The 17,955-nt window shown below is 64.8% G+C and carries 17 protein-coding genes and 1 riboswitch; of the genes, 10 read left to right on the forward strand and 7 right to left on the reverse strand.

What is annotated here, in order from left to right; all coding sequences use genetic code 11:
• The first annotated feature begins 227 nt into the window (after positions 1 to 227).
• The 3 genes from NHAM_RS03445 (at position 228) to NHAM_RS03455 (ending at position 5,114) form a co-directional block, all read left to right on the forward strand.
• On the forward strand, positions 228 to 1,748 hold the full coding sequence (locus NHAM_RS03445; protein ID WP_011509254.1) for an FAD-dependent oxidoreductase: 1,521 nt from the start codon (positions 228 to 230) through the stop codon (positions 1,746 to 1,748).
• 53 nt (positions 1,749 to 1,801) lie between these two features.
• Positions 1,802 to 2,356 carry a methylated-DNA--[protein]-cysteine S-methyltransferase gene (locus tag NHAM_RS03450; RefSeq protein ID WP_011509255.1) on the forward strand — a complete coding sequence of 185 codons (555 nt, stop codon included), beginning with the start codon at positions 1,802 to 1,804 and terminating at the stop codon, positions 2,354 to 2,356.
• Between the two features lie 223 nt (positions 2,357 to 2,579).
• On the forward strand, positions 2,580 to 5,114 hold the full coding sequence (locus NHAM_RS03455; protein ID WP_011509256.1) for a TIGR02302 family protein: 2,535 nt from the start codon (positions 2,580 to 2,582) through the stop codon (positions 5,112 to 5,114).
• 8 nt (positions 5,115 to 5,122) lie between these two features.
• On the opposite strand, the gene NHAM_RS03460 is transcribed toward NHAM_RS03455, so the two are convergent.
• On the reverse strand, positions 5,123 to 5,506 hold the full coding sequence (locus NHAM_RS03460) for a response regulator (protein ID WP_011509257.1): 384 nt from the start codon (positions 5,504 to 5,506) through the stop codon (positions 5,123 to 5,125).
• 3 nt (positions 5,507 to 5,509) lie between these two features.
• On the reverse strand, positions 5,510 to 6,364 hold the full coding sequence (locus NHAM_RS03465; protein ID WP_011509258.1) for an MJ0042-type zinc finger domain-containing protein: 855 nt from the start codon (positions 6,362 to 6,364) through the stop codon (positions 5,510 to 5,512).
• Between the two features lie 180 nt (positions 6,365 to 6,544).
• On the opposite strand from NHAM_RS03465, the gene ftsE reads away from it, so the two are divergent.
• The 4 genes from ftsE (at position 6,545) to NHAM_RS03485 (ending at position 9,773) form a co-directional block, all read left to right on the forward strand.
• Positions 6,545 to 7,204: a cell division ATP-binding protein FtsE gene (ftsE, locus tag NHAM_RS03470; protein ID WP_011509259.1), complete on the forward strand. Its 660-nt coding sequence runs from the start codon at positions 6,545 to 6,547 to the stop codon at positions 7,202 to 7,204.
• Positions 7,197 to 8,168 (forward strand): cell division protein FtsX, encoded by a 972-nt coding sequence (locus NHAM_RS03475; RefSeq protein ID WP_011509260.1) that lies wholly within the window; start codon positions 7,197 to 7,199, stop codon positions 8,166 to 8,168. The genes ftsE and NHAM_RS03475 overlap by 8 nt, the downstream gene beginning before the upstream one ends.
• 95 nt (positions 8,169 to 8,263) lie before the next feature.
• Positions 8,264 to 8,980, forward strand: a complete 717-nt coding sequence (locus tag NHAM_RS03480; protein ID WP_011509261.1) for a YdcF family protein — start codon at positions 8,264 to 8,266, stop codon at positions 8,978 to 8,980.
• A 25-nt stretch (positions 8,981 to 9,005) separates the two neighbouring features.
• Positions 9,006 to 9,773 (forward strand): lysophospholipid acyltransferase family protein, encoded by a 768-nt coding sequence (locus NHAM_RS03485; RefSeq protein ID WP_011509262.1) that lies wholly within the window; start codon positions 9,006 to 9,008, stop codon positions 9,771 to 9,773.
• A gap of 123 nt (positions 9,774 to 9,896) precedes the next feature.
• Here NHAM_RS03485 and NHAM_RS03490 read toward each other — a convergent pair whose 3' ends face one another.
• Entirely contained in the window at positions 9,897 to 10,481 is a 585-nt protein-coding gene (locus NHAM_RS03490; protein ID WP_011509263.1) for a gamma-glutamylcyclotransferase, read from the reverse strand.
• 180 nt (positions 10,482 to 10,661) lie between these two features.
• On the opposite strand from NHAM_RS03490, the gene NHAM_RS03495 reads away from it, so the two are divergent.
• Complete coding sequence (locus tag NHAM_RS03495) at positions 10,662 to 11,852, forward strand: DUF2125 domain-containing protein (RefSeq protein ID WP_011509264.1); 1,191 nt, start codon at positions 10,662 to 10,664, stop codon at positions 11,850 to 11,852.
• A gap of 188 nt (positions 11,853 to 12,040) precedes the next feature.
• Here the strand turns inward: NHAM_RS03495 and NHAM_RS03500 are convergent, their stop codons facing one another.
• From NHAM_RS03500 to NHAM_RS03510, 3 genes are all read right to left on the reverse strand, one after another.
• Entirely contained in the window at positions 12,041 to 12,982 is a 942-nt protein-coding gene (locus NHAM_RS03500; protein ID WP_011509265.1) for a prephenate/arogenate dehydrogenase family protein, read from the reverse strand.
• A complete protein-coding gene (locus NHAM_RS03505) occupies positions 12,979 to 14,076 on the reverse strand; it encodes a pyridoxal phosphate-dependent aminotransferase (RefSeq protein ID WP_011509266.1) in 1,098 nt (365 codons plus the stop codon). The genes NHAM_RS03500 and NHAM_RS03505 overlap by 4 nt, the downstream gene beginning before the upstream one ends.
• A 136-nt stretch (positions 14,077 to 14,212) precedes the next feature.
• On the reverse strand, positions 14,213 to 15,064 hold the full coding sequence (locus NHAM_RS03510; protein ID WP_041358677.1) for a chorismate mutase: 852 nt from the start codon (positions 15,062 to 15,064) through the stop codon (positions 14,213 to 14,215).
• 159 nt (positions 15,065 to 15,223) lie between these two features.
• A riboswitch (SAM riboswitch) is annotated at positions 15,224 to 15,303 on the forward strand.
• A 90-nt stretch (positions 15,304 to 15,393) separates the two neighbouring features.
• Between NHAM_RS03510 and metX the strand changes: the two genes are divergently transcribed.
• Both metX and metW read left to right on the forward strand, forming a co-directional pair.
• Entirely contained in the window at positions 15,394 to 16,593 is a 1,200-nt protein-coding gene (gene metX / locus NHAM_RS03515; protein WP_011509268.1) for a homoserine O-acetyltransferase MetX, read from the forward strand.
• Position 16,594: 1 nt separating this feature from the next.
• Positions 16,595 to 17,263, forward strand: a complete 669-nt coding sequence (gene metW / locus NHAM_RS03520; protein ID WP_011509269.1) for a methionine biosynthesis protein MetW — start codon at positions 16,595 to 16,597, stop codon at positions 17,261 to 17,263.
• Positions 17,264 to 17,734: 471 nt separating this feature from the next.
• Here metW and NHAM_RS27430 read toward each other — a convergent pair whose 3' ends face one another.
• Positions 17,735 to 17,908, reverse strand: coding sequence for a hypothetical protein (locus NHAM_RS27430; protein WP_198136985.1), 174 nt, complete (start codon positions 17,906 to 17,908; stop codon positions 17,735 to 17,737).
• Positions 17,909 to 17,955: the final 47 nt, after the last annotated feature.

The raw sequence follows: 17,955 nt of genomic DNA on the forward strand, positions 1-17,955 counted from the left end.
CCTGGGCCGGTTCTTTTCTGGATCGGCACGGTGGCATGGGCGTTCGGCGAACGCTCGCATACGCAAGCCGATCCCGCGCGGGCGGAACCTTTTTCTTTCCATTCCCTCTTAACGGGTGTGAACTTGCCGTACACGCGCTGGTGTGAAACCGTGCGTGTGGGGATCGCGATTGTCCGCATGGGCTCGCGCGAATCCGGCGGCCGCGCAACTACGAGAGGACCAGAGAGATGGCTGAGGACCAGGCTCCACCGAGTGGACCCGACCTGGCGCAGGGTGTCGATCCCGGCGCTTTCAAGGATGGCAAGCTGGTCGGCCATGTCGGCGATCGGGAGATTCTGCTGATCCGCGACGGGACCGAGATTTTCGCGATCGATGCCCACTGCAGCCACTACCACGGACCGCTCGCCGACGGGCTCGTCGTTGACGGCGCCGTGCGGTGTCCGTGGCATCACGCCTGCTTCGACCTGCGCACCGGCGAGGCGATCCGCGCGCCTGCCTTCAACGCGCTCGACGTCTGGGAGGTCGAGCAGCGCGACGGTCTGATTTTCGTCCGCGGACAACGCGAGCGGCCGGCGGCCAAGGTCGCGAAGCCGGATCATCCCGAAAACATCGTGATCGTCGGCGGCGGCGCGGCCGGTTTTGCGGCCGCCGAAATGCTGCGTCGGCAAGACTACAAAGGCGGCATCGTGATACTGAGCAGCGACGATGCGGCGCCGGTCGACCGGCCGAACCTGTCGAAGGACTATCTCGCCGGTTCCGCGCCCGAGGACTGGCTGCCGCTGCGTCCCGACGATTTCTATCAGCAGGCCGGCATCGATCTGCGGCTGCGCACCACCGTTACCGCCATCGATCCGAAAGCGCGCCAACTCACGACCACCGGTGGCGGCATCGGTTACGACCGGCTGCTGCTGGCGACCGGCGCCGAGCCGGTCAGGCTTCCGATTCCCGGCGCCAACCTGCCGCACGTCCACACGCTGCGGACACTCGCCGATTGCCGCGCCATCATCGACGCGGCCAGGACGGCGCAGCGGGCGGTTGTCGTCGGCGCGAGTTTCATTGGCCTCGAGGTCGCGGCGTCGTTGCGCGCCCGCGGGATCGAGGTCCATGTCGTCGCGCCGGAGTCGCGCCCGATGGAACGCATCCTCGGCGCGGAGATGGGCGATTTCGTCCGCGCGCTGCACGAAGAGCATGGCGTCATCTTCCACCTTGAGGACACCGTCGCCGCGATCGGCGAGCGGAAGGTGACGCTCGGGAGCGGCGGGTCGCTGGAGGCGGATTTCGTCGTCTTCGGCGTCGGCGTGAAGCCGCGCCTGGAGCTTGCGGAAAAGGCCGGATTGACGATCGACCGCGGCGTGCTCGTCAACGAGTTTCTGGAAACGAGCGTGCCCGGTATCTATGCGGCCGGCGACATCGTGCGCTGGCCGGATCCGCATGCCGCGGAAAACATCCGCGTCGAGCACTGGGTGGTGGCGCAGCGTCAGGGACAGGTCGCCGCGCGCAACATGCTGGGACACCGCGAAAAGTACGACGCCGTGCCGTTCTTCTGGAGCCAGCACTACGACGTGCCGATCAACTATGTCGGCCACGCGTTGAAGTGGGACCAGATCGAGGTCGAGGGCAGCGTCGCGGACCGGGATTGCCTGCTACGCTACAAGCATCAGGGCCGCGTGCTGGCGGTGTCCTCGATCTACCGTGACATCGACCACCTCAAGGCCGAAGTGGCGATGGAGCGCGCCGTCGCGTCGTAAAGGTCCGGCCCGGCCCTGGAAATCGTCGCTCGGCATCGCAGATGGAGCGGGCCATGAGTGAAGACGTGAGGGATATCAAGTTCGCGCTGTTCGATACTGCGATCGGCGCATGCGGCATCGTCTGGACCGCGCGCGGCATCAAAGCGGTGCAATTGCCGCTGTCGGACGAGGACAAGACCCGCACGCGCATCCGTCAGCGCTATGGCAGGCTCGCGGAGGCGATCCCGCCCGCCGGTGTGCAGACCGCGATCGACGGCATGATCGCATTGCTTGAGGGCAAGCCGAAGGATTTGTCCGACGTGGTGCTCGACCTCGACGGCGTCTGCGAATTCGATCTCGGCGTTTATGACATCGCCCGCACCATTCCGCCGGGCCGGACCATGACCTATGGCGACATCGCCAGACGCCTCGGCGGCGTCGAGCTGTCGCGCGATATCGGTCAGGCGCTCGGCCGCAATCCGTGTCCGATCGTGGTGCCGTGCCATCGCGTGCTCGCCGCCGGCGACAAGCCGGGAGGCTTCTCTGCCAACGGCGGCGTTGCTACCAAGCTGAAAATGCTCGCCATCGAGGGCGCGGCCGTCAATCACACGCCGAGCTTGTTCGACTGACCGTGTTCGCGCAAAGCGGATACCAGTTCCGGCTTGCGAACCTGGCGGGTTATGGCCCGGCCGCCGATGCCTCATTGCCGCCGCCGTGGTAGGGTGCTGTTTTACAGCGTTTTCGAGCGAAGTGGGTACCGGTTCGCGTGAAGAAAACGCGTTAGAACAAAAAGCTGGAGCCCGGCTTTGGTTCCATCAAAGCCGGAATGGCTCCAGCAGCCCGGAGAGTGAGTTGAGCGGCGCAACCCCAGATCCATCCAGTCAGGACCGCGGCCGGCGTGCGGCGGCAGGGCCTGGACTGACGCAAGCCTTGCGGCGCGCAAGATGGGCGATCGCGTGGGAAAGGGTCTGGCCGCATCTGGCGCGGCTCCTCAGTGTCGCGGGGCTGTTTCTGGCCGTATCCTGGGCCGGCCTGTGGCTTGTGCTGCCGGCGGCGGGACGCGCCGTTGCCCTTGCTGCATTTGTCCTGCTGGCGCTGGCCGTTCTGTTGCCGCTCGTCTGGTTTCGCTGGCCCAGCCGCGAGGAGGGGCTGAGCCGGCTCGACCGCAGCGCCGGCACGCGTCATCGTCCGGTGACCGCGCTTGCCGACACGCTGGCGACCCGGGATCCGGTCGCGCTGGCGTTGTGGCAGGCGCAGCGCGCGCGCACGCTGGCCTCGATCAGACGTATTCGCGCCGGACTGCCGTCGCCGCGGTTGGTGATGCATGACCGCTGGGCGCTGCGCGCGCTGGTGATGGTGCTGATGGTCGCAACCTTTATCGCCGCTGGCGGCGAACGAACCGAGCGGGTGGCCGCCGCGTTCGACTGGAACGGTGTGCTGGCGTCGGCCAATGTCAGGGTCGATGCCTGGGTTGCGCCGCCGCCGTATACCGGCAAGCCCCCGATCATCCTGTCGGCGACCAACAAGGATGCTGCGTCATCCGATACCGCGGCGCTCCCGGTGCCCGCGGGCAGCACGCTGATCGTTCGCTCGAGCGGAGGCCGCCTCGACGTCGCGGTCGGCGGCGGCGTGACTGAATCGGCTTCGGCCGACAAGCCTCCGGAAGGCACCAACGAGCGGCATTTCACCATTGCAACGGATGGCACGGCCCGTGTGCGTGCGCCGTCGGGGCAACCGCAATGGACATTCAGCGCGGTTCCCGATCGCGCCCCGGCCATATCGCTGGCGAAGCATCCGGAACGTCAGGCGCGCGGATCGTTGCAGTTGTCCTATCGCATGGAGGACGACTACGGCGTGACCGAAGCCCATGCGGTCTTTTCGACCCGAACCGAATCCGCTGCAAAGGACGGTGCGACTGCGCGTCCGCTGTTCGACGCGCCGCAATTCGCGCTGGTGCTGCCGAATGCGCGAACCCGCAACGGGGTCGGGCAGATCGTCAAGGATCTGAGCGAGAGTCCCTATGCCGGCGCCGATGTGACGTTGACGCTGACCGCGCGCGACGACGCCGGGAACGAGGGACGCAGCGAGCCGTTCGACATGCGCCTGCCGGAACGCGTATTCACCAAACCGCTTGCGCGCGCGCTGATCGAGCAGCGCCGTATTCTGGCGCTGGACGCCAATCAAAACGCCCCGGTCTATACCGCGCTCGATGCCCTCCTGATCGCGCCGGAGGTGTTTACTCCCAAGGTGGGCGAATATCTCGGTCTTCACAGCGTGACCAGGCAGCTTGAGGAGGCACGCACCGACGCGCAGTTGCGCGAGGTGGTCGCCAGTCTTTGGGCGCTCGCTGTCAGCATCGAGGATGGCAATATCACCGACGTCGAAAAGGCGCTGCGTGCGGCGCAGGACGCGCTGAAGGATGCATTGGAACGCGGCGCGAGCGACGAGGAGATCAAGAAGCTCACCGAGAATCTGCGCGCGGCGCTGGACAAGTACCTGCAGCAGCTGGCCGAACAGATGCGCAACGATCCGCAGCAACTGGCGCGTCCGCTCGATCGCAACACAAAGGTTATGCGCCCGCAGGACCTCGACAACATGATCGAGCGCATGGAGCGCCTGTCGCGCTCCGGCGACAAGGACGCCGCCAGGCAGTTGTTGGATCAGTTGCAGCAGATGCTCGAGAACCTGCAGATGGCGCAGCCGGGCCAAAGCCAGGACGGCGACATGCAGCAGTCGCTGAACGAACTCGGCGACATGATCCGCAAGCAGCAGCAGTTGCGCGACAGGACCTACAAGCAGGGTCAGGATTTGCCTCGCGATCACGACCGCGAGCGCGACGGCCAGAAAGCCATGGGTGACCTGCAGCAGGATCAGCAGGCGCTGCACGACAGGCTCAGGACATTGCAGCAGGAACTCGCCAAACGCGGAATGGGGCCGAGCCAGCGTGGCCGGCAGGGGCAGGAGGCCGGTCAGGAGGACGGCGGGGACGGTCTCGGTCAGGCCGATTCCGCCATGGGCGAGGCCGACGGTCGGCTTGGCGAAGGCAATGCCGATGACGCCGTCGACGCCCAAGGCCGGGCGCTTGAGGCGTTGCGCAAGGGCGCCAGGAGCCTTGCCGAAGCCATGCAGCAAAGCGAGGGTGACGGGCAGGCTGAGGATGGTCCGGGCAGCCAGGCTGGCCGGCAGAACGGCGGCAATCAGACCGACCCGCTGGGGCGGCCGCTGCATGGCCGGGAATTCGGCAATGATTCGAGCGTCAGGATTCCCGGCGAAATCGACGTGCAGCGGGTCCGCCGCATTCTCGAAGAGTTGCGCCGCCGCCTCGCCGATCCGTCACGGCCGAAGGTCGAACTCGATTACATCGAGCGGCTGCTCAAGGATTACTGATCGTCCCGTTAACGCTTGTCCATCTGGCGTGCCCTCAGCGCGCCGGCGACGGCGGCGCGGATATCGGCCACCGAAAACGGCTTGGTGACGACGTCGTGGACGATGGCGTTGAGACCGGACGCGCGCTCGCGCTGATCGGCGAAGCCCGTCATCAGCAGGATGACCAGGTCGGGGAAATCGCGCGCCGCCGCTAGCGCCAGTGCGATGCCGTCCATGATCGGCATCTTGATGTCGGTGAGCAGCAGATCGAAGCCGCGCGCGTCGCCGGTCAAAATATCCAGCGCTTCGGCGCCGTCAGCCGCGGTCACCGTCTCGTGGCCGTCCATGGCGACGGCGCGGGCCACCAGCGACCGCATCGAGTCCTCGTCGTCGGCGATCAGAACACGGGCCACGAGTTACGCTCCGCCTCCCGCGGCAAGGTCCTGCCGATTGAAGAAACGAACATCGATACTGCGGCCCTCCGGTGGCGGGGATGCCAGCCGTGTACGGAACCAGGCGCTCTCGCCGGGCTTGAGCGCGGGCTGCTCGAGCACCGCGTTCCACGCGTAAATCTCCGTGTCGTGCGCGTCGCGGACGCTGAAGCGCAGACGCGGCAGTTCGACCGGCTTGCGGGTTTGCGCGACGATCATGCCTTCGATCACCAGCACCGGCTTGCCGTCGACGGTTTCGGTCGACATCTTGACGTCCTTGAACGCCAATCCACGCAAGTTTACCTCCAGCCCGGCCAGCCGATAGAATATTGCGGTTTGCGGCAGCAGCCGCACGATCTCGGCGCGCCAGATGATCAGGGCCAGCACCACGGCGGCCATCGCGACGCAGACTGTGTTCAGATTGACCGCAGGCAGGCGCAGCGCGAATGAGGGCTTGAGCCGGGCGCCGAGCCGCGAGGTGGCGGTCGAGCGCGGACGCTTGTCGTCCTGAGGCGTATTGTCCTGTTGTGCCGGCGTCGTCCCGGTGCCGGAGAGATCCTGCTGCAAGCCTCCGAGTTCTGGGGATTGCGGCAGTTCGCTGGCGATAGGCGGGCTGTCGATGGAGGGGATGTCGCTGGTCTGCGGCGGATAATTCCATTCCGCCGCGTCCGCTTCCGCTTCCGCCATCGAAGGGACGCGTACCTCGGTGACGGCAATATTTTCAGGCATCGCCCGCCAGGTTTCCTTGCAGCGCGCGCAGCGGACGGTACGGCCCGCTTCGCCGAAACTTGCGGAATCGACCGCATAGGATGTCGTACAATGAGGGCAGACGATGTGCATGGACGACTCGCCGGAATAACGCTGTCCGGAGTCTATGCGCCGACCGTTAACGAATCGGAAACCATAACCGACGCACAACGGGATCGATCGAGGGCTGCCGTTCCGAAAAAGACCGCGGAGACGCGCAAGTCCGGGGTGACGCCGTCTGTCCGGTCCCGCGTCCATCGAACGGAGCCAGGCTTGATCCGGTTCGAAAATGTCGGCTTGCGCTACGGGCTCGGCCCGGAGATTTTGCGCGACCTCAGCTTTCAGATTCCCGCCCATTCGTTCCAGTTCCTCACAGGCCCGTCCGGTGCCGGAAAAACCTCCCTGCTGCGGCTGTTGTTTCTGTCGCTGCGGCCGACGCGGGGGCTGGTCAACCTGTTCGGTCAGGACGTCTCGTTGCTGGACAAGGACGCGATCGCCGATCTGCGCCAGCGTATCGGCATCGTGCTGCAGGACTTTCGCTTGCTCGATCACATGACCACCTACGAGAACGTCGCATTGCCGTTCCGGGTGATGGGGCGCGATGAGTCGACCTACCGGCGCGAAGTGATCGATCTTCTGAAATGGGTCGGTCTCGGCGAGCGCATGGATGCGCTGCCGCCGATCCTGTCCGGCGGCGAGAAGCAGCGCGCGGCGATCGCCCGCGCGGTGATCGCGCGCCCGCAGCTTCTGCTGGCGGACGAGCCGACCGGCAACGTCGATCCGACGCTCGGCCGGCGGTTGCTGCGGTTGTTCATCGAGTTGAACAAAACCGGCACCGCGGTCATCATCGCCACCCACGACATCACGCTGATGGACCAGTATGACGCGCGGCGGCTGGTGCTGCATCAGGGACGGCTGCACATCTATGAGTAACGCGGGCGACGACCACGGTGTTCTGATGGATCTCGGGCGCGAACGCCCGCAGGTGCCGGCCCGCGCGCGCAACATGTCGCCGATCGTGCCGCGCGCCTCGATCGCGGGCCGCGCGCTGGTGGCCGTCGTTGCCATCATGACCTTTCTGGCCTCGATCACGACCGGGGCGGTGCTGTTGGTCAGCGCCTCTGCCGCGGACTGGCAGTCGGAGGTCGCGAGCGAAATCACCATCCAGGTGCGTCCTGTCGCCGGGCGCGACATCGAGCGCGACGTCACCGCGGTCGCCGGCGCGATGCGCGCGGAGCCGGGTATCCTCGACGTCAGGCCGTACACCAGGGAGGAGTCCGCCAAGCTGCTGGAGCCGTGGCTCGGCAGCGGTCTGTCGCTCGACGATCTGCCGGTGCCGCGCATGATCGTGGCTCGCGCCGCGCCGGGAACCAGGCTCGACCTGGAAGGGCTTCGCAGCCGTGTGACGCAACTGGCGCCATCGGCCAGCGTGGACGACCATCGGGCCTGGATCGACCGGATGCGATCGATGACCGGCGCGACGGTGTTCGCCGGGATCGGTGTCCTTGCCCTGGTTATCATTGCGACCATTATCTCGGTATCCTTCGCAACCCGGGGCGCGATGGCGGCCAATCGCCCGATCGTCGAGGTGCTGCATTTCGTCGGCGCGAGCGATCGCTACATCGCCAATCGCTTTCTGCGGCATTTCCTGCGGCTCGGGCTGAAGGGCGGCGTGATCGGCTGCGTCGCCGCGATGCTGATGTTCGGGTTCTCCGAATCGATCGCCAGTTGGTTCTCCGGAACGCCGGTCGGGGATCAGTTCGCGGCGCTGCTGGGCACATTCTCGCTGCGTCCCTCCGGCTATCTCGTGCTGGCGGCGCAGACGGTCCTGATCGCGGCGATCACTGCCTTCGCCTCCCGCCGCACCTTGTTTGCGACGCTGGACGATATCGACTGAGCGGCTGTTTCCGGCCTCCCGCCTTTCCCGGTGCGGCCGGATTCCACTTCGCCCCGAAACGCACTAAACTCGGGTGGACCAGGAACATCGAACGGATGAGTGAACAAGCCCGTCATGACAAGCCGGAAACCTCGCGCCGGGCGCCGGCGCGGCGTCGCGCCACGTTGCTCGCGGCCGTGGTTGCCGCCGCCGGGATCGGCTTTGTCGGAGCGGCGGTGGGTTTCGTCGGATTTCTGTCGCAACTGCGCGGGGTCGAGACCAAGCCCGCCAGCAATGCCGACGGCATCGTTGTGCTAACCGGCGGATCGTCGCGGATTTCCGACGCGGTCGAGCTGCTGGCCGGCGGCTACGGCAAGCGGCTGCTGATCTCGGGAGTCCATCCGACCAACGGGGTCAGCGACATTTCACGCTCGTTGCCGGACAACCAGCGGCTATTAACCTGCTGCGTGGATCTCGATCGCTCGGCGGTCAACACCCGGAGCAACGCCAGCGAGACGCGGCGCTGGGTCGACGAGCAAGGCTTCCGCTCGCTGATCGTGGTGACCTCGAACTATCATATGCCCCGCGCCATCGTCGAATTATCGTACGCGATGCCGGACATCACCCTGATTCCGTTTGCGGTGATCGGCGACAAGTGGCGCGAAGAGCCGTGGTGGACGAGTGGCGCGACCTTGCGGCTCTTGCTATCGGAGTATGCCAAATATCTCGCCGCGGAGGTGCGGGTCCGCCTGGCCTATCTTGGCCTGGAACTCGCCCCCGAGATCGGCGATCAGCCGACCGGATCGGTCGAGCCGCGACGGCCGGGGTCGTGACCTGCGCCACGGAATTGGATTTTCGATGACGTCGATCTTTCTGCGCTCGCTGGTCTTCAACGTCCTGTTCTATCTGACGATGGCGATCTGGATCGTCGCCGCGCTGCCGACGTTTGTGATGCCGCGTGCGGCCCTTGTCGGCGTGGTGAAGGCCTGGGGACGCTGGAACATCTGGCTGATGCGCGTCATCTGCGGCACGCGCGTGACAATTCTCGGCACCGGGAGGATTCCGAAAGGGCCGGTGATCATCGCCTCGAAGCATCAGTCGATGTGGGAGACCTTCGCGCTGTTCAGCCTCATCGATCAGCCGATCTTCATTCTCAAGCGCGAACTGACATGGCTTCCGTTCTTCGGCTGGTACCTGATGAAGGCCGGCATGATCGGCATCGACCGCAAGGCCGGCATGCGCTCGCTCAAGATGCTGGCCAGGATGGCGCAGGAGCAGATGCATCGCGGGCGTCAGCTCGTCATTTTCCCGGAAGGGACGCGGCGTCCGGTCGGGGCGCCGCCGGCGTACAAAAGCGGTGTTGCCTTGGTCTATGCCGAGTGCGAGGTGCCGTGCGTGCCGGTGGCGCTCAATTCCGGTCTGTGCTGGCCGCGCCGGACATTCCTGCGCTATCCGGGAACGATTACGGTCGAGTTCCTCGATCCGCTGCCGCCGGGATTGCGGCGCGCCGAATTCATGTCGCGGCTGACGGCGTCGATCGAGGGGGCGACCGGCAGCCTGGTCGAGGCGGGGCGTCGCGAGCAGGCGCGGTTGTTCGGGCGGGTGCCGAACGCGCCGGCGGATTAGAGCGTTTTCGAGCGAAGCATGTCCGCGGGCTTGACCCGAGGATGGATACCGGTTCGCGGGAAGAAAACGCGTCAAATCAAAATCATAGAGCCCGATTCTGATTCCATCAGAAGCGAAAAGGCTCTAGTCGCGCATCGGCGTATCGTCGCGCAGCAATTCGGCCAACTGGTGAAGTTTCGCGTCGCGAAAGCCCTGTGCCTCGATCGACTTCACGGTGGACTGCACGTAGTCGCGATTATTCCCGGAGCGGCCGTGGCCCTGCCTGACGTAACGGACCTGTTCCGCCGGCGTCAGCCGTCCGGCATACTGGACATGACCGCGATCGACGACGTAGGCCAAAGCGCTGACCCGCCGGCGGGCGTCGTCCGCGAGCCAGACGGAGCGCATCACCTCGCGGTAGACGTGGGTGGTCTGCTCGCGCCCGCGCAAGTAAGCGATCGTTGCCTCGCGCCGGCTGGCCGCAACCCGGAACGCGATGCCCCGGCAGGCGCCTCCGCGGTCGAGCCCGAGAACCAGCCCCGGCTTTTCCGGCGTTCCGCGATGGTCGAACGAATAGACGCAGAGCGCCCTGTGCTCGCCGATCAATCGCGCGGGGACCTGCTCGGCAAAATCGAACCCCGGCCGCCACATCAGCGAACCGTAAGCGAACACCCAGAGGTCGTCGTCGGAAGGGCCGGAAGGCGGCTCGAATTGTCGTTGCGCATTCATCTCGCGCACGCCTAGCGCGTATTCCGCAAAAAGTGGATACCGGTTTTGCGATCAGAATACGTGCAAGTTATTAATTGGGAGCATTGTCTCGCGGCTGAAGGGGCTGGTTTTACCGGAACGGCGCGACTATTGTCCGAGCCGACCGCCGATTTGACAAAATTCATGGGTCTACCTCCGCGCATGACCGCCACCACCGTCGCCCCTTCCAAGTACCGTCGTTGGCCCATTTTCGTCATGCCCGTTCTGGTGGTCATCGCCGCCGCGGCGTGGAGCGCGTTCTGGTTCTATGCGGCCTCGCAGGTCGATCAGACCGTCGATGCCTGGCGCGCGCGCGAAGCCGCGTCCGGGCGCATCTATGATTGTGCCAAACGGACCCTCGGGGGATTCCCGTTCCGGCTGGAGGTTCATTGCGAGGATGCGACCGTCGAGCTGAAGTCCCAGACCGCCGATCAGGCGGCGATAGCGCCCCTGACCGCGCGGCTCGGGGACATTCTGGTGATCGCGCAGATCTACACTCCGAAACTGCTGATCGCGGAGTTCAAGGCTCCGGCGACCCTGTCGCAGAACGGGCAGCCGGTGATGGTCGTCAACTGGAAGACTGCACGCAGCAGCATCGTCGGGTTGCCCGGCACTCCGCAGAGTGCGGATATCGTATTCGACGATCTGGCGATCGACCGCATCGCGGCCCCGGCGCAGACCCCTGTTGCGCGCGCCAGCCATGTGGAGCTTCACGGCCGCATCGCGGAGAACTCCAAACCGGATTACCCGACGATCGAGACCGTCCTCGAATTGACCGGGGCAAGCCTTCGGGACGTTCATCCGGTGCTGACCAAGCCGTTCGATGCCGTTGTCCGCGCGATGGTGCACGGGCTGAAGGATTTCACGCCAAAGCCTTGGCCGGAGCGGTTCCGCGAAATGCAGGCGGCGGGCGGCCGCGTCGAGATCATGCAGTCGCGGATCCAGCAGGGCGATCTGATTGCGATCGCCGCCGGCTCGCTTGGCCTCACCGCTAATGGACGCCTGGACGGTGAGTTGCATATGACCGCGACCGGTTTCGAGAAGGTGATTCCGGCACTCGGAATCGAGAAAATGCTCGAGCAGGGCGTGCCGCAGGACACTCTCGACAAGGTCGCGCCGGGTGTGAAGACACAGGATATCGACAATCTGTTCGGTGCGCTGGATCGGGCGATTCCGGGGTTGGGCAAGGCGGTGCGTGAGAACGCCAACGTCGGCGTCGCTGCGGGCCTCGCCGCGATTGGTCAGGAGGCAACGCTGGAAGGCAAGAAAGCGCGCTCCTTCCCGTTGCGGTTCGTCGACGGCGCGGTCTTCGTCGGGTCACTGAAAGTCGCCCAGACGCCGCCGCTGTTCTGAACGCGCTTAAGGGGTTTCACACTTGGACGGAAACGTCTCGATTTGCCGGGCTTGACCCGGCAATCCATCATCTCAGAAGAAGATGGATGCGTGGGTCATAGGCGAGCGGAAGCGACGCCGTTCTTCGAACGGCTATGCCCGCGCATGACGCAGGAGCACGGATTGAATTCGTATAGTCGGGAACCGCTTCAGGAATTCTTCTTCGTCGCGCTCGTTTGCAGCCGCCCGAAGTCGGGGGCAGCAGAGTTCTGACCGATCTCGACGATGCCGCGCCGGATCGCGCGGGTTCGGGTAAAATGCTCGAACAGCGCTTCGCCATCGCCGCGGCGCATGGCGCGCGTCAGCTTGGAGAGGTCCTCGTTGAAGGTGCCGAGCATCTCCAGCACCGCGTCCTTGTTGGTCAAGAATACGTCGCGCCACATGGTGGGATCGGACGCCGCGATCCGGGTGAAGTCGCGGAAGCCGCCGGCGGAGAATTTCATCACTTCGGAGGATGTGACGTCTCCGAGTTCTTCCGCGGTGCCGACGATGGTATAGGCGATCAGGTGCGGCAGATGGCTGGTGATCGCCAGCACCAGATCGTGATGCTCCGGCGTCATGGTCTCGACCCTGGCGCCGATCGCTGTCCAGAACGCGCGCAATCTGTCCACCGCGGCGGGATCCGTCCCCTCAGGCGGCGTCAGGATGCACCAGCGGTTGATGAACAGCTCGGCAAAGCCGGAATCCGGACCCGAGTGCTCGGTCCCGGCCACCGGATGCGCGGGCACGAAATGCACCCCGGCGGGCAGGTGCGGAGCCATGTCGCGGACGACGGCGCCTTTCACCGATCCGACGTCGGAGATGATGGCGCCCGGCTTGAGGTGAGATGCGATCTCCTGCGCCACTGCTCCGCACACCCCGACCGGAATGGAGAGGATCACGAGGTCGGCGCCATCAGCGGCTTCGGCGTTGGTTTCCACCACGCGATCGGCGATGCCGAGCTCCGCCACCCGCGCACGCGTCTTCGCGGAGTGTGCGGTGGCGACGATTTCGCCGGCGAGGCCTTGCGCGCGCGCCGCGCGCGCGATCGAACCGCCGATGAGGCCGAAGCCGATCAGCGCGACCCGCTGGAATAAGGGCGCTGCGGTCATTTCTGCGCCATGAAGTCGCGCAAGCCGTCCGCCACCAGGCGGTTGGCTTCCTCGGTGCCGATGGTCATGCGCAGGGCATTCGGCAGACCGTAATTGTCGAGCGCGCGCAGCACGAGGCCGCGTTTGGTCAGGAACGCGTCGGCCTCAGACGCGGTCTTGCCCTTCGTCGTCGGGAAGTGGATCAGGATGAAGTTGGTCACGCTCGGCGTCACCTTGAGGCCGAGCTTTGTCACTTCGTCCGTCAGCCAGTTGCGCCACTTTTCCGTGTGAACCTTCGACATCTGGACGTGTGCGGTGTCTCCGATCGCGGCCGCGGCCGCAAGCATCGCCGGCGTCGAGACGTTGAACGGTCCGCGAATCCGGTTCACCGCATCGACGACGTGCGCCGGGCCGAACATCCAGCCGATCCGTAGCGCGGCAAGGCCGTGGATCTTGGAGAATGTGTGCGTCAGCACCGTGTTGCCGGTGGTCGCCGCCAGTTCGATGCCGAGCTCGTAGTCGTTGCGCGACACATAATCCGAATAGGCGGCGTCGAGCACCAGCAGCACATGCGGCGGCAACCCGCCGTGCAACCGCTTGATCTCGTCGAACGGCAGATAGGTGCCGGTCGGGTTGTTCGGATTCGCGAGCCAGACCATTTTCGTCTTCGGCGTCACCCGCTGAAGGATCGCGTCGACGTCGGCGGTGTAGTCGACCTCCGGCGCGACGACGTTTTCCGCGCCGTTTGCGGTGGTTGCGATCGGATACACCAGAAAACTGTGCGTGGTCGAAACCGCTTCGTCGCCGTGGCTGAGATAGACGTGCGCCAGCAGATTGAGGATTTCGTCTGATCCCGCGCCGCAGATGATGCGGTCGGGGTCGAGGCCGTAGGCGCGCCCGATGGCTTCACGCAGCACGCGCGAGGTGCCTTCCGGATAGTCCTGAAGATGCGCCACGGCATTGCGATAAGCGTCCATCGCTTTCGGCGAGGGGCCGAACGGCGTTTCGTTGGCTGACAGCTTGAACACCTTGCGGCCCGCTTCCGGCACCGGGCTCTTGCCGGGCGTATAGGGCGCAATATCGAGAATGCCGGGATTCGGCACCGGTCGGGACATCATGGACTCCGGACTAGAGCATTTTCCGGCTAAGTGGAATCCGGTTAGCCGTAAGAAAATCCTCTTGATCAATAGCTCGCGCGTATTCGATCGCAAAACCGGTATCCCGCTTTTGCGGAATACGCGCTAGCGGGACTTAACTTTTGGACGCCCCGCTGGAAGGCATCGTATAGCGTGTTGCGTGGCTGCCGACGAGGGCCGTCGAACGGACCGATGCGCCCGCCTCAAACAGCGCCGATTTTATCGTGTCGAGGCTGGTGCCTCCAGTGACGGACACCAGCAGCGCAGCGCCGTCGAAGGCGGTATCGGGCACGGCAACGATCTCGGCGAGCGGCGACAGCGCACGGGCGGTATCGGCATTCCAGCCGGACACGCGCACGCTCCAGGTCTCCACTTCAGTGACCCGTGCATTGTCGGCGACGCGCGAGACCACGAACACCGGCAGCGTAGCCGGATGGTCGGCGCGCTCGATGAAGGGCAGGCGGGCGATGATTTTCGGCGCGCCCTCGGTCTCAAGCGCGAGCCACCATGGCGCACGGCTCGAGGTCGCCGAGACCAGGGCAAGGTCGCCTTTCGAATTCGCCACGGCCTCCACGGCCGCCTGCGCATTGAAATGCGGCACAAAGGGCACCGTGAAGCCGAAGTGGAAGCGTGCGGAATCCCGCATCGCGGATTCGCCGAGCGATAGATCGGCATGCAGCGAAAACGGCGCCTGCACGTAGGTGAAGGTCGAGATGATGACGCGCCAGATGCTCTCGACGGTGTCGAGCGGCAGGATGCCGCGATGACGCTGCGCCAGACGGCGCATCATGTCGGCTTCGCGCGCCGGGCGGAACGCGGAGCCGATTTCCTGGGTCTGCTTCACCGAGATCAGGCGGTCGATGATGTCGCCGCGTCGCATCAGCAGGCTGTGAACCTGCTCGTCGATGGCGTCGATCTCTTTGCGCAGCTCGTCGAGCGAGGGCGGCGCCGGGGGTGCCTTGGTCATGGGTAATTCGTCGGCCGCGCTTAGTTCCACCACGGGCCGCATTGATAGGAAAGAAGGCGTACGAAAGCAAAGAAAACATGGCCCGCCTGGGTCTGCGATCGTCAGAGTCGCGGCTGCATGGGCCTTATCTTGACGAAAAAGGCATCTAGGATTAGGTTCCGATCATTCCGTGGTCATTTGAGCCGGCCGGCTTGCAGCCACGTTAAACAACTCGCTAAACAGGCCGGGGACAGCAAAATCCTGATCCCGGCCGAACCCATGTTCAGGCCGGTTTTTTATGGCCTGTAATCCGCGGTTTCTTCGAAGCCTCGGAGGAGGTCAGTGTCAGGATGGTAAACGCGCAATCGGTACCGACCCCGGCTCACGCCGAGTATCGAGCCCAGGAAGCAGACCATCCCACCTCGCAGGTCGCGATGTTCGCCGGCGATCAACCGCTGCCGCTCGATTGCGGCATCGATCTCGCGCCTTTCCAGATCGCCTATCAGACCTACGGCGAACTCAACGCCGGAAAGTCCAACGCCATCCTGGTCTGCCATGCGCTGACCGGGGATCAGCATGTCGCCAACGTTCATCCGGTCACCGGCAAGCCCGGCTGGTGGGTGACCCTGGTGGGGCCCGGCAAACCGCTCGACACCGACAAGTATTTTGTAATCTGCTCGAACGTGATCGGCGGCTGCATGGGTTCGACCGGTCCCGCCTCGACCAATCCTGCAACCGGCACGGTATGGGGGCTGGATTTTCCGGTCATCACCATCCCCGACATGGTGCGCGCGCAGGCCATGCTGATCGATCGCCTCGGCATTGACACGCTGTTTTCCGTGGTCGGCGGTTCCATGGGCGGCATGCAGGTGCTGCAGTGGTGCGTCGCCTATCCGCAGCGCGTGTTTTCGGCGCTGCCGATCGCATGCAGCACGCGCCACTCCGCGCAGAACATCGCGTTTCACGAGTTGGGACGGCAGGCGGTGATGGCCGACCCCGACTGGCGCGACGGCCGCTATGTCGAGCAGGGCACCTATCCGCACCGGGGTCTCGGCGTGGCGCGGATGGCCGCGCACATTACCTACCTGTCGGACGCGGCGCTGCATCGCAAGTTCGGACGGCGGATGCAGGATCGCGATCTGCCGACGTTTTCGTTCGACGCGGATTTTCAGGTGGAGAGCTATTTGCGCCACCAGGGGTCGTCGTTCGTCGAGCGCTTCGACGCCAACAGCTATCTCTATCTGACGCGGGCGATGGATTATTTCGACATCGCGGCCGATCATAACGGCGTGCTGGCCGCCGCGTTTCGCGATACGCGGACACGGTTCTGCGTGGTGTCGTTCACGAGCGACTGGTTGTTCCCGACCTCCGAATCGCGCGCAACCGTACATGCGCTCAATGCCGGCGGCGCGCGGGTCTCGTTCGCGGAGATCGAGACCGATCGCGGCCACGACGCCTTCCTGCTCGACCTTCCCGAATTTTTCGACATCGCGCATGCGTTCCTGGTATCGGCGGGAAAGACCCGCGGTCTGGCGGCCGCAGGTGAGTGACATGAGCGTCGAGCAACCGACCCTGCCGCTGAATGACGTCGCGCCGCTGACGGGCGGCTGCTATCGCGGCGATCATCTCCTGCTGGCCGAGATGATCGCGCCCAATTCGAAGGTCCTGGACGTTGGCTGCGGCGACGGTGACCTTTTGCAGTTGCTCGAGACACGCGGCATCGACGGCCGCGGCATCGAACTGTCGCGCGAGGGCGTCAATCACTGCGTCGCCAAGGGGCTCGCGGTGGTGCAGGGCGACGCCGACACCGACCTCGTCAACTATCCCGACGACGCCTTCGACTATGTGATCCTGTCGCAGACCCTGCAGGCGACGCGGCAGCCCAAGGCGGTGCTGGAAAATCTGTTGCGGATCGGCCGCCGCGCCATCGTATCGTTCCCGAATTTCGGCTACTGGAAGATGCGTGTTCAGCTTCTGGTCGGCGGCCACATGCCGCGCACGGACAACCTGCCGGCGACGTGGTACGATACGCCGAACATCCATTTCTGCACCATCAAGGATTTCGTCCAGCTCTGCGGCGAGATCAACGTCAAGATGGAGCGTGCGGTCGCGCTCGATCTTTACGGCCGGCCGCTGCGGTTCAACGCGCCGTGGTGGTTCTGGAACATGTTCGGGGAGCAGGGCGTGTTTCTGCTCAGCCGAGGAGAGAAGAACGAGTAGCAAACATCGACCGGTCCCTGATCCCGAACGCCACCTGGAGCGTTTTCGCTTCTGATGGAATCAGAAGCGGTCTCTATTATTTTGATTTGACGCGCTTTCTTCCCGCGAACGGCACCCACTTCGCTCGAAAACGCTCTGGCCCGGCCGGTGGCCATAGTCGTTCGCGAAGCCGGCAGCGCCTGCTGTTTCAAGTTGCTTGGTGCTTCGGCGGCACTCGGCGCGGACCTTGGTCGGGCTTCGCCGCCTCATATCCCGAGCCGGCGCCGGTGCGTGTCAGGACAGCGCGCGCTTCGGCGCCTTGATGCCGACTTGCAGGGACGAATACGCCCCCACCGACAGATCACCTCGGTGAGCGCCAGCGGCTGACCGACGCGCGGTCTTGGTCTTGAGATCGTCGAGGATTGCGATCGCATCGTCGCGGAAGTCCTCGTAGCAGGAACTGTCCGATACGGAATATCCTACCGCGCCGGGTCAGTGATGCTGCGGCGTTTGCGCGAGAAGTCGCGCTCCGCTCCCGGCTTGCATGGCTGTTGGAAGCCTCGCGGCGAAATCGTGCACGAACAGGACCGGCATGCCGGTGCCGGTTTCCTCGAAGGAGAGGCGCGCGTTGTCTTTGGTCGCGGCGTCACGGCATGTCGATTCCATGAAGAGGATTGTTTGCCGATGGTTAGTCGTAGACATGGGAAGTAAAA

This window comes from Nitrobacter hamburgensis X14, assembly GCF_000013885.1.
GTDB classification, from domain to species: domain Bacteria; phylum Pseudomonadota; class Alphaproteobacteria; order Rhizobiales; family Xanthobacteraceae; genus Nitrobacter; species Nitrobacter hamburgensis.

Excerpts from the sequence above, each read along its gene's own strand:
- NHAM_RS03510 (WP_041358677.1), bottom strand. The coding sequence starts at position 15,064 with ATGACCAAGGCACCCCCGGCGCCGCCCTCGCTCGACGAGCTGCGCAAA.
- NHAM_RS03450 (WP_011509255.1), top strand. The coding sequence starts at position 1,802 with ATGAGTGAAGACGTGAGGGATATCAAGTTCGCGCTGTTCGATACTGCG.
- NHAM_RS03475 (WP_011509260.1), top strand. The coding sequence starts at position 7,197 with ATGAGTAACGCGGGCGACGACCACGGTGTTCTGATGGATCTCGGGCGC.
- NHAM_RS03465 (WP_011509258.1), bottom strand. The coding sequence starts at position 6,364 with ATGCACATCGTCTGCCCTCATTGTACGACATCCTATGCGGTCGATTCC.
- NHAM_RS03495 (WP_011509264.1), top strand. The coding sequence starts at position 10,662 with ATGACCGCCACCACCGTCGCCCCTTCCAAGTACCGTCGTTGGCCCATT.
- metW (WP_011509269.1), top strand. The coding sequence starts at position 16,595 with ATGAGCGTCGAGCAACCGACCCTGCCGCTGAATGACGTCGCGCCGCTG.
- metX (WP_011509268.1), top strand. The coding sequence starts at position 15,394 with ATGGTAAACGCGCAATCGGTACCGACCCCGGCTCACGCCGAGTATCGA.
- NHAM_RS03445 (WP_011509254.1), top strand. The coding sequence starts at position 228 with ATGGCTGAGGACCAGGCTCCACCGAGTGGACCCGACCTGGCGCAGGGT.
- NHAM_RS03480 (WP_011509261.1), top strand. The coding sequence starts at position 8,264 with ATGAGTGAACAAGCCCGTCATGACAAGCCGGAAACCTCGCGCCGGGCG.
- NHAM_RS27430 (WP_198136985.1), bottom strand. The coding sequence starts at position 17,908 with ATGGAATCGACATGCCGTGACGCCGCGACCAAAGACAACGCGCGCCTC.
- NHAM_RS03490 (WP_011509263.1), bottom strand. The coding sequence starts at position 10,481 with ATGAATGCGCAACGACAATTCGAGCCGCCTTCCGGCCCTTCCGACGAC.
- NHAM_RS03505 (WP_011509266.1), bottom strand. The coding sequence starts at position 14,076 with ATGTCCCGACCGGTGCCGAATCCCGGCATTCTCGATATTGCGCCCTAT.
- NHAM_RS03500 (WP_011509265.1), bottom strand. The coding sequence starts at position 12,982 with ATGACCGCAGCGCCCTTATTCCAGCGGGTCGCGCTGATCGGCTTCGGC.
- NHAM_RS03485 (WP_011509262.1), top strand. The coding sequence starts at position 9,006 with ATGACGTCGATCTTTCTGCGCTCGCTGGTCTTCAACGTCCTGTTCTAT.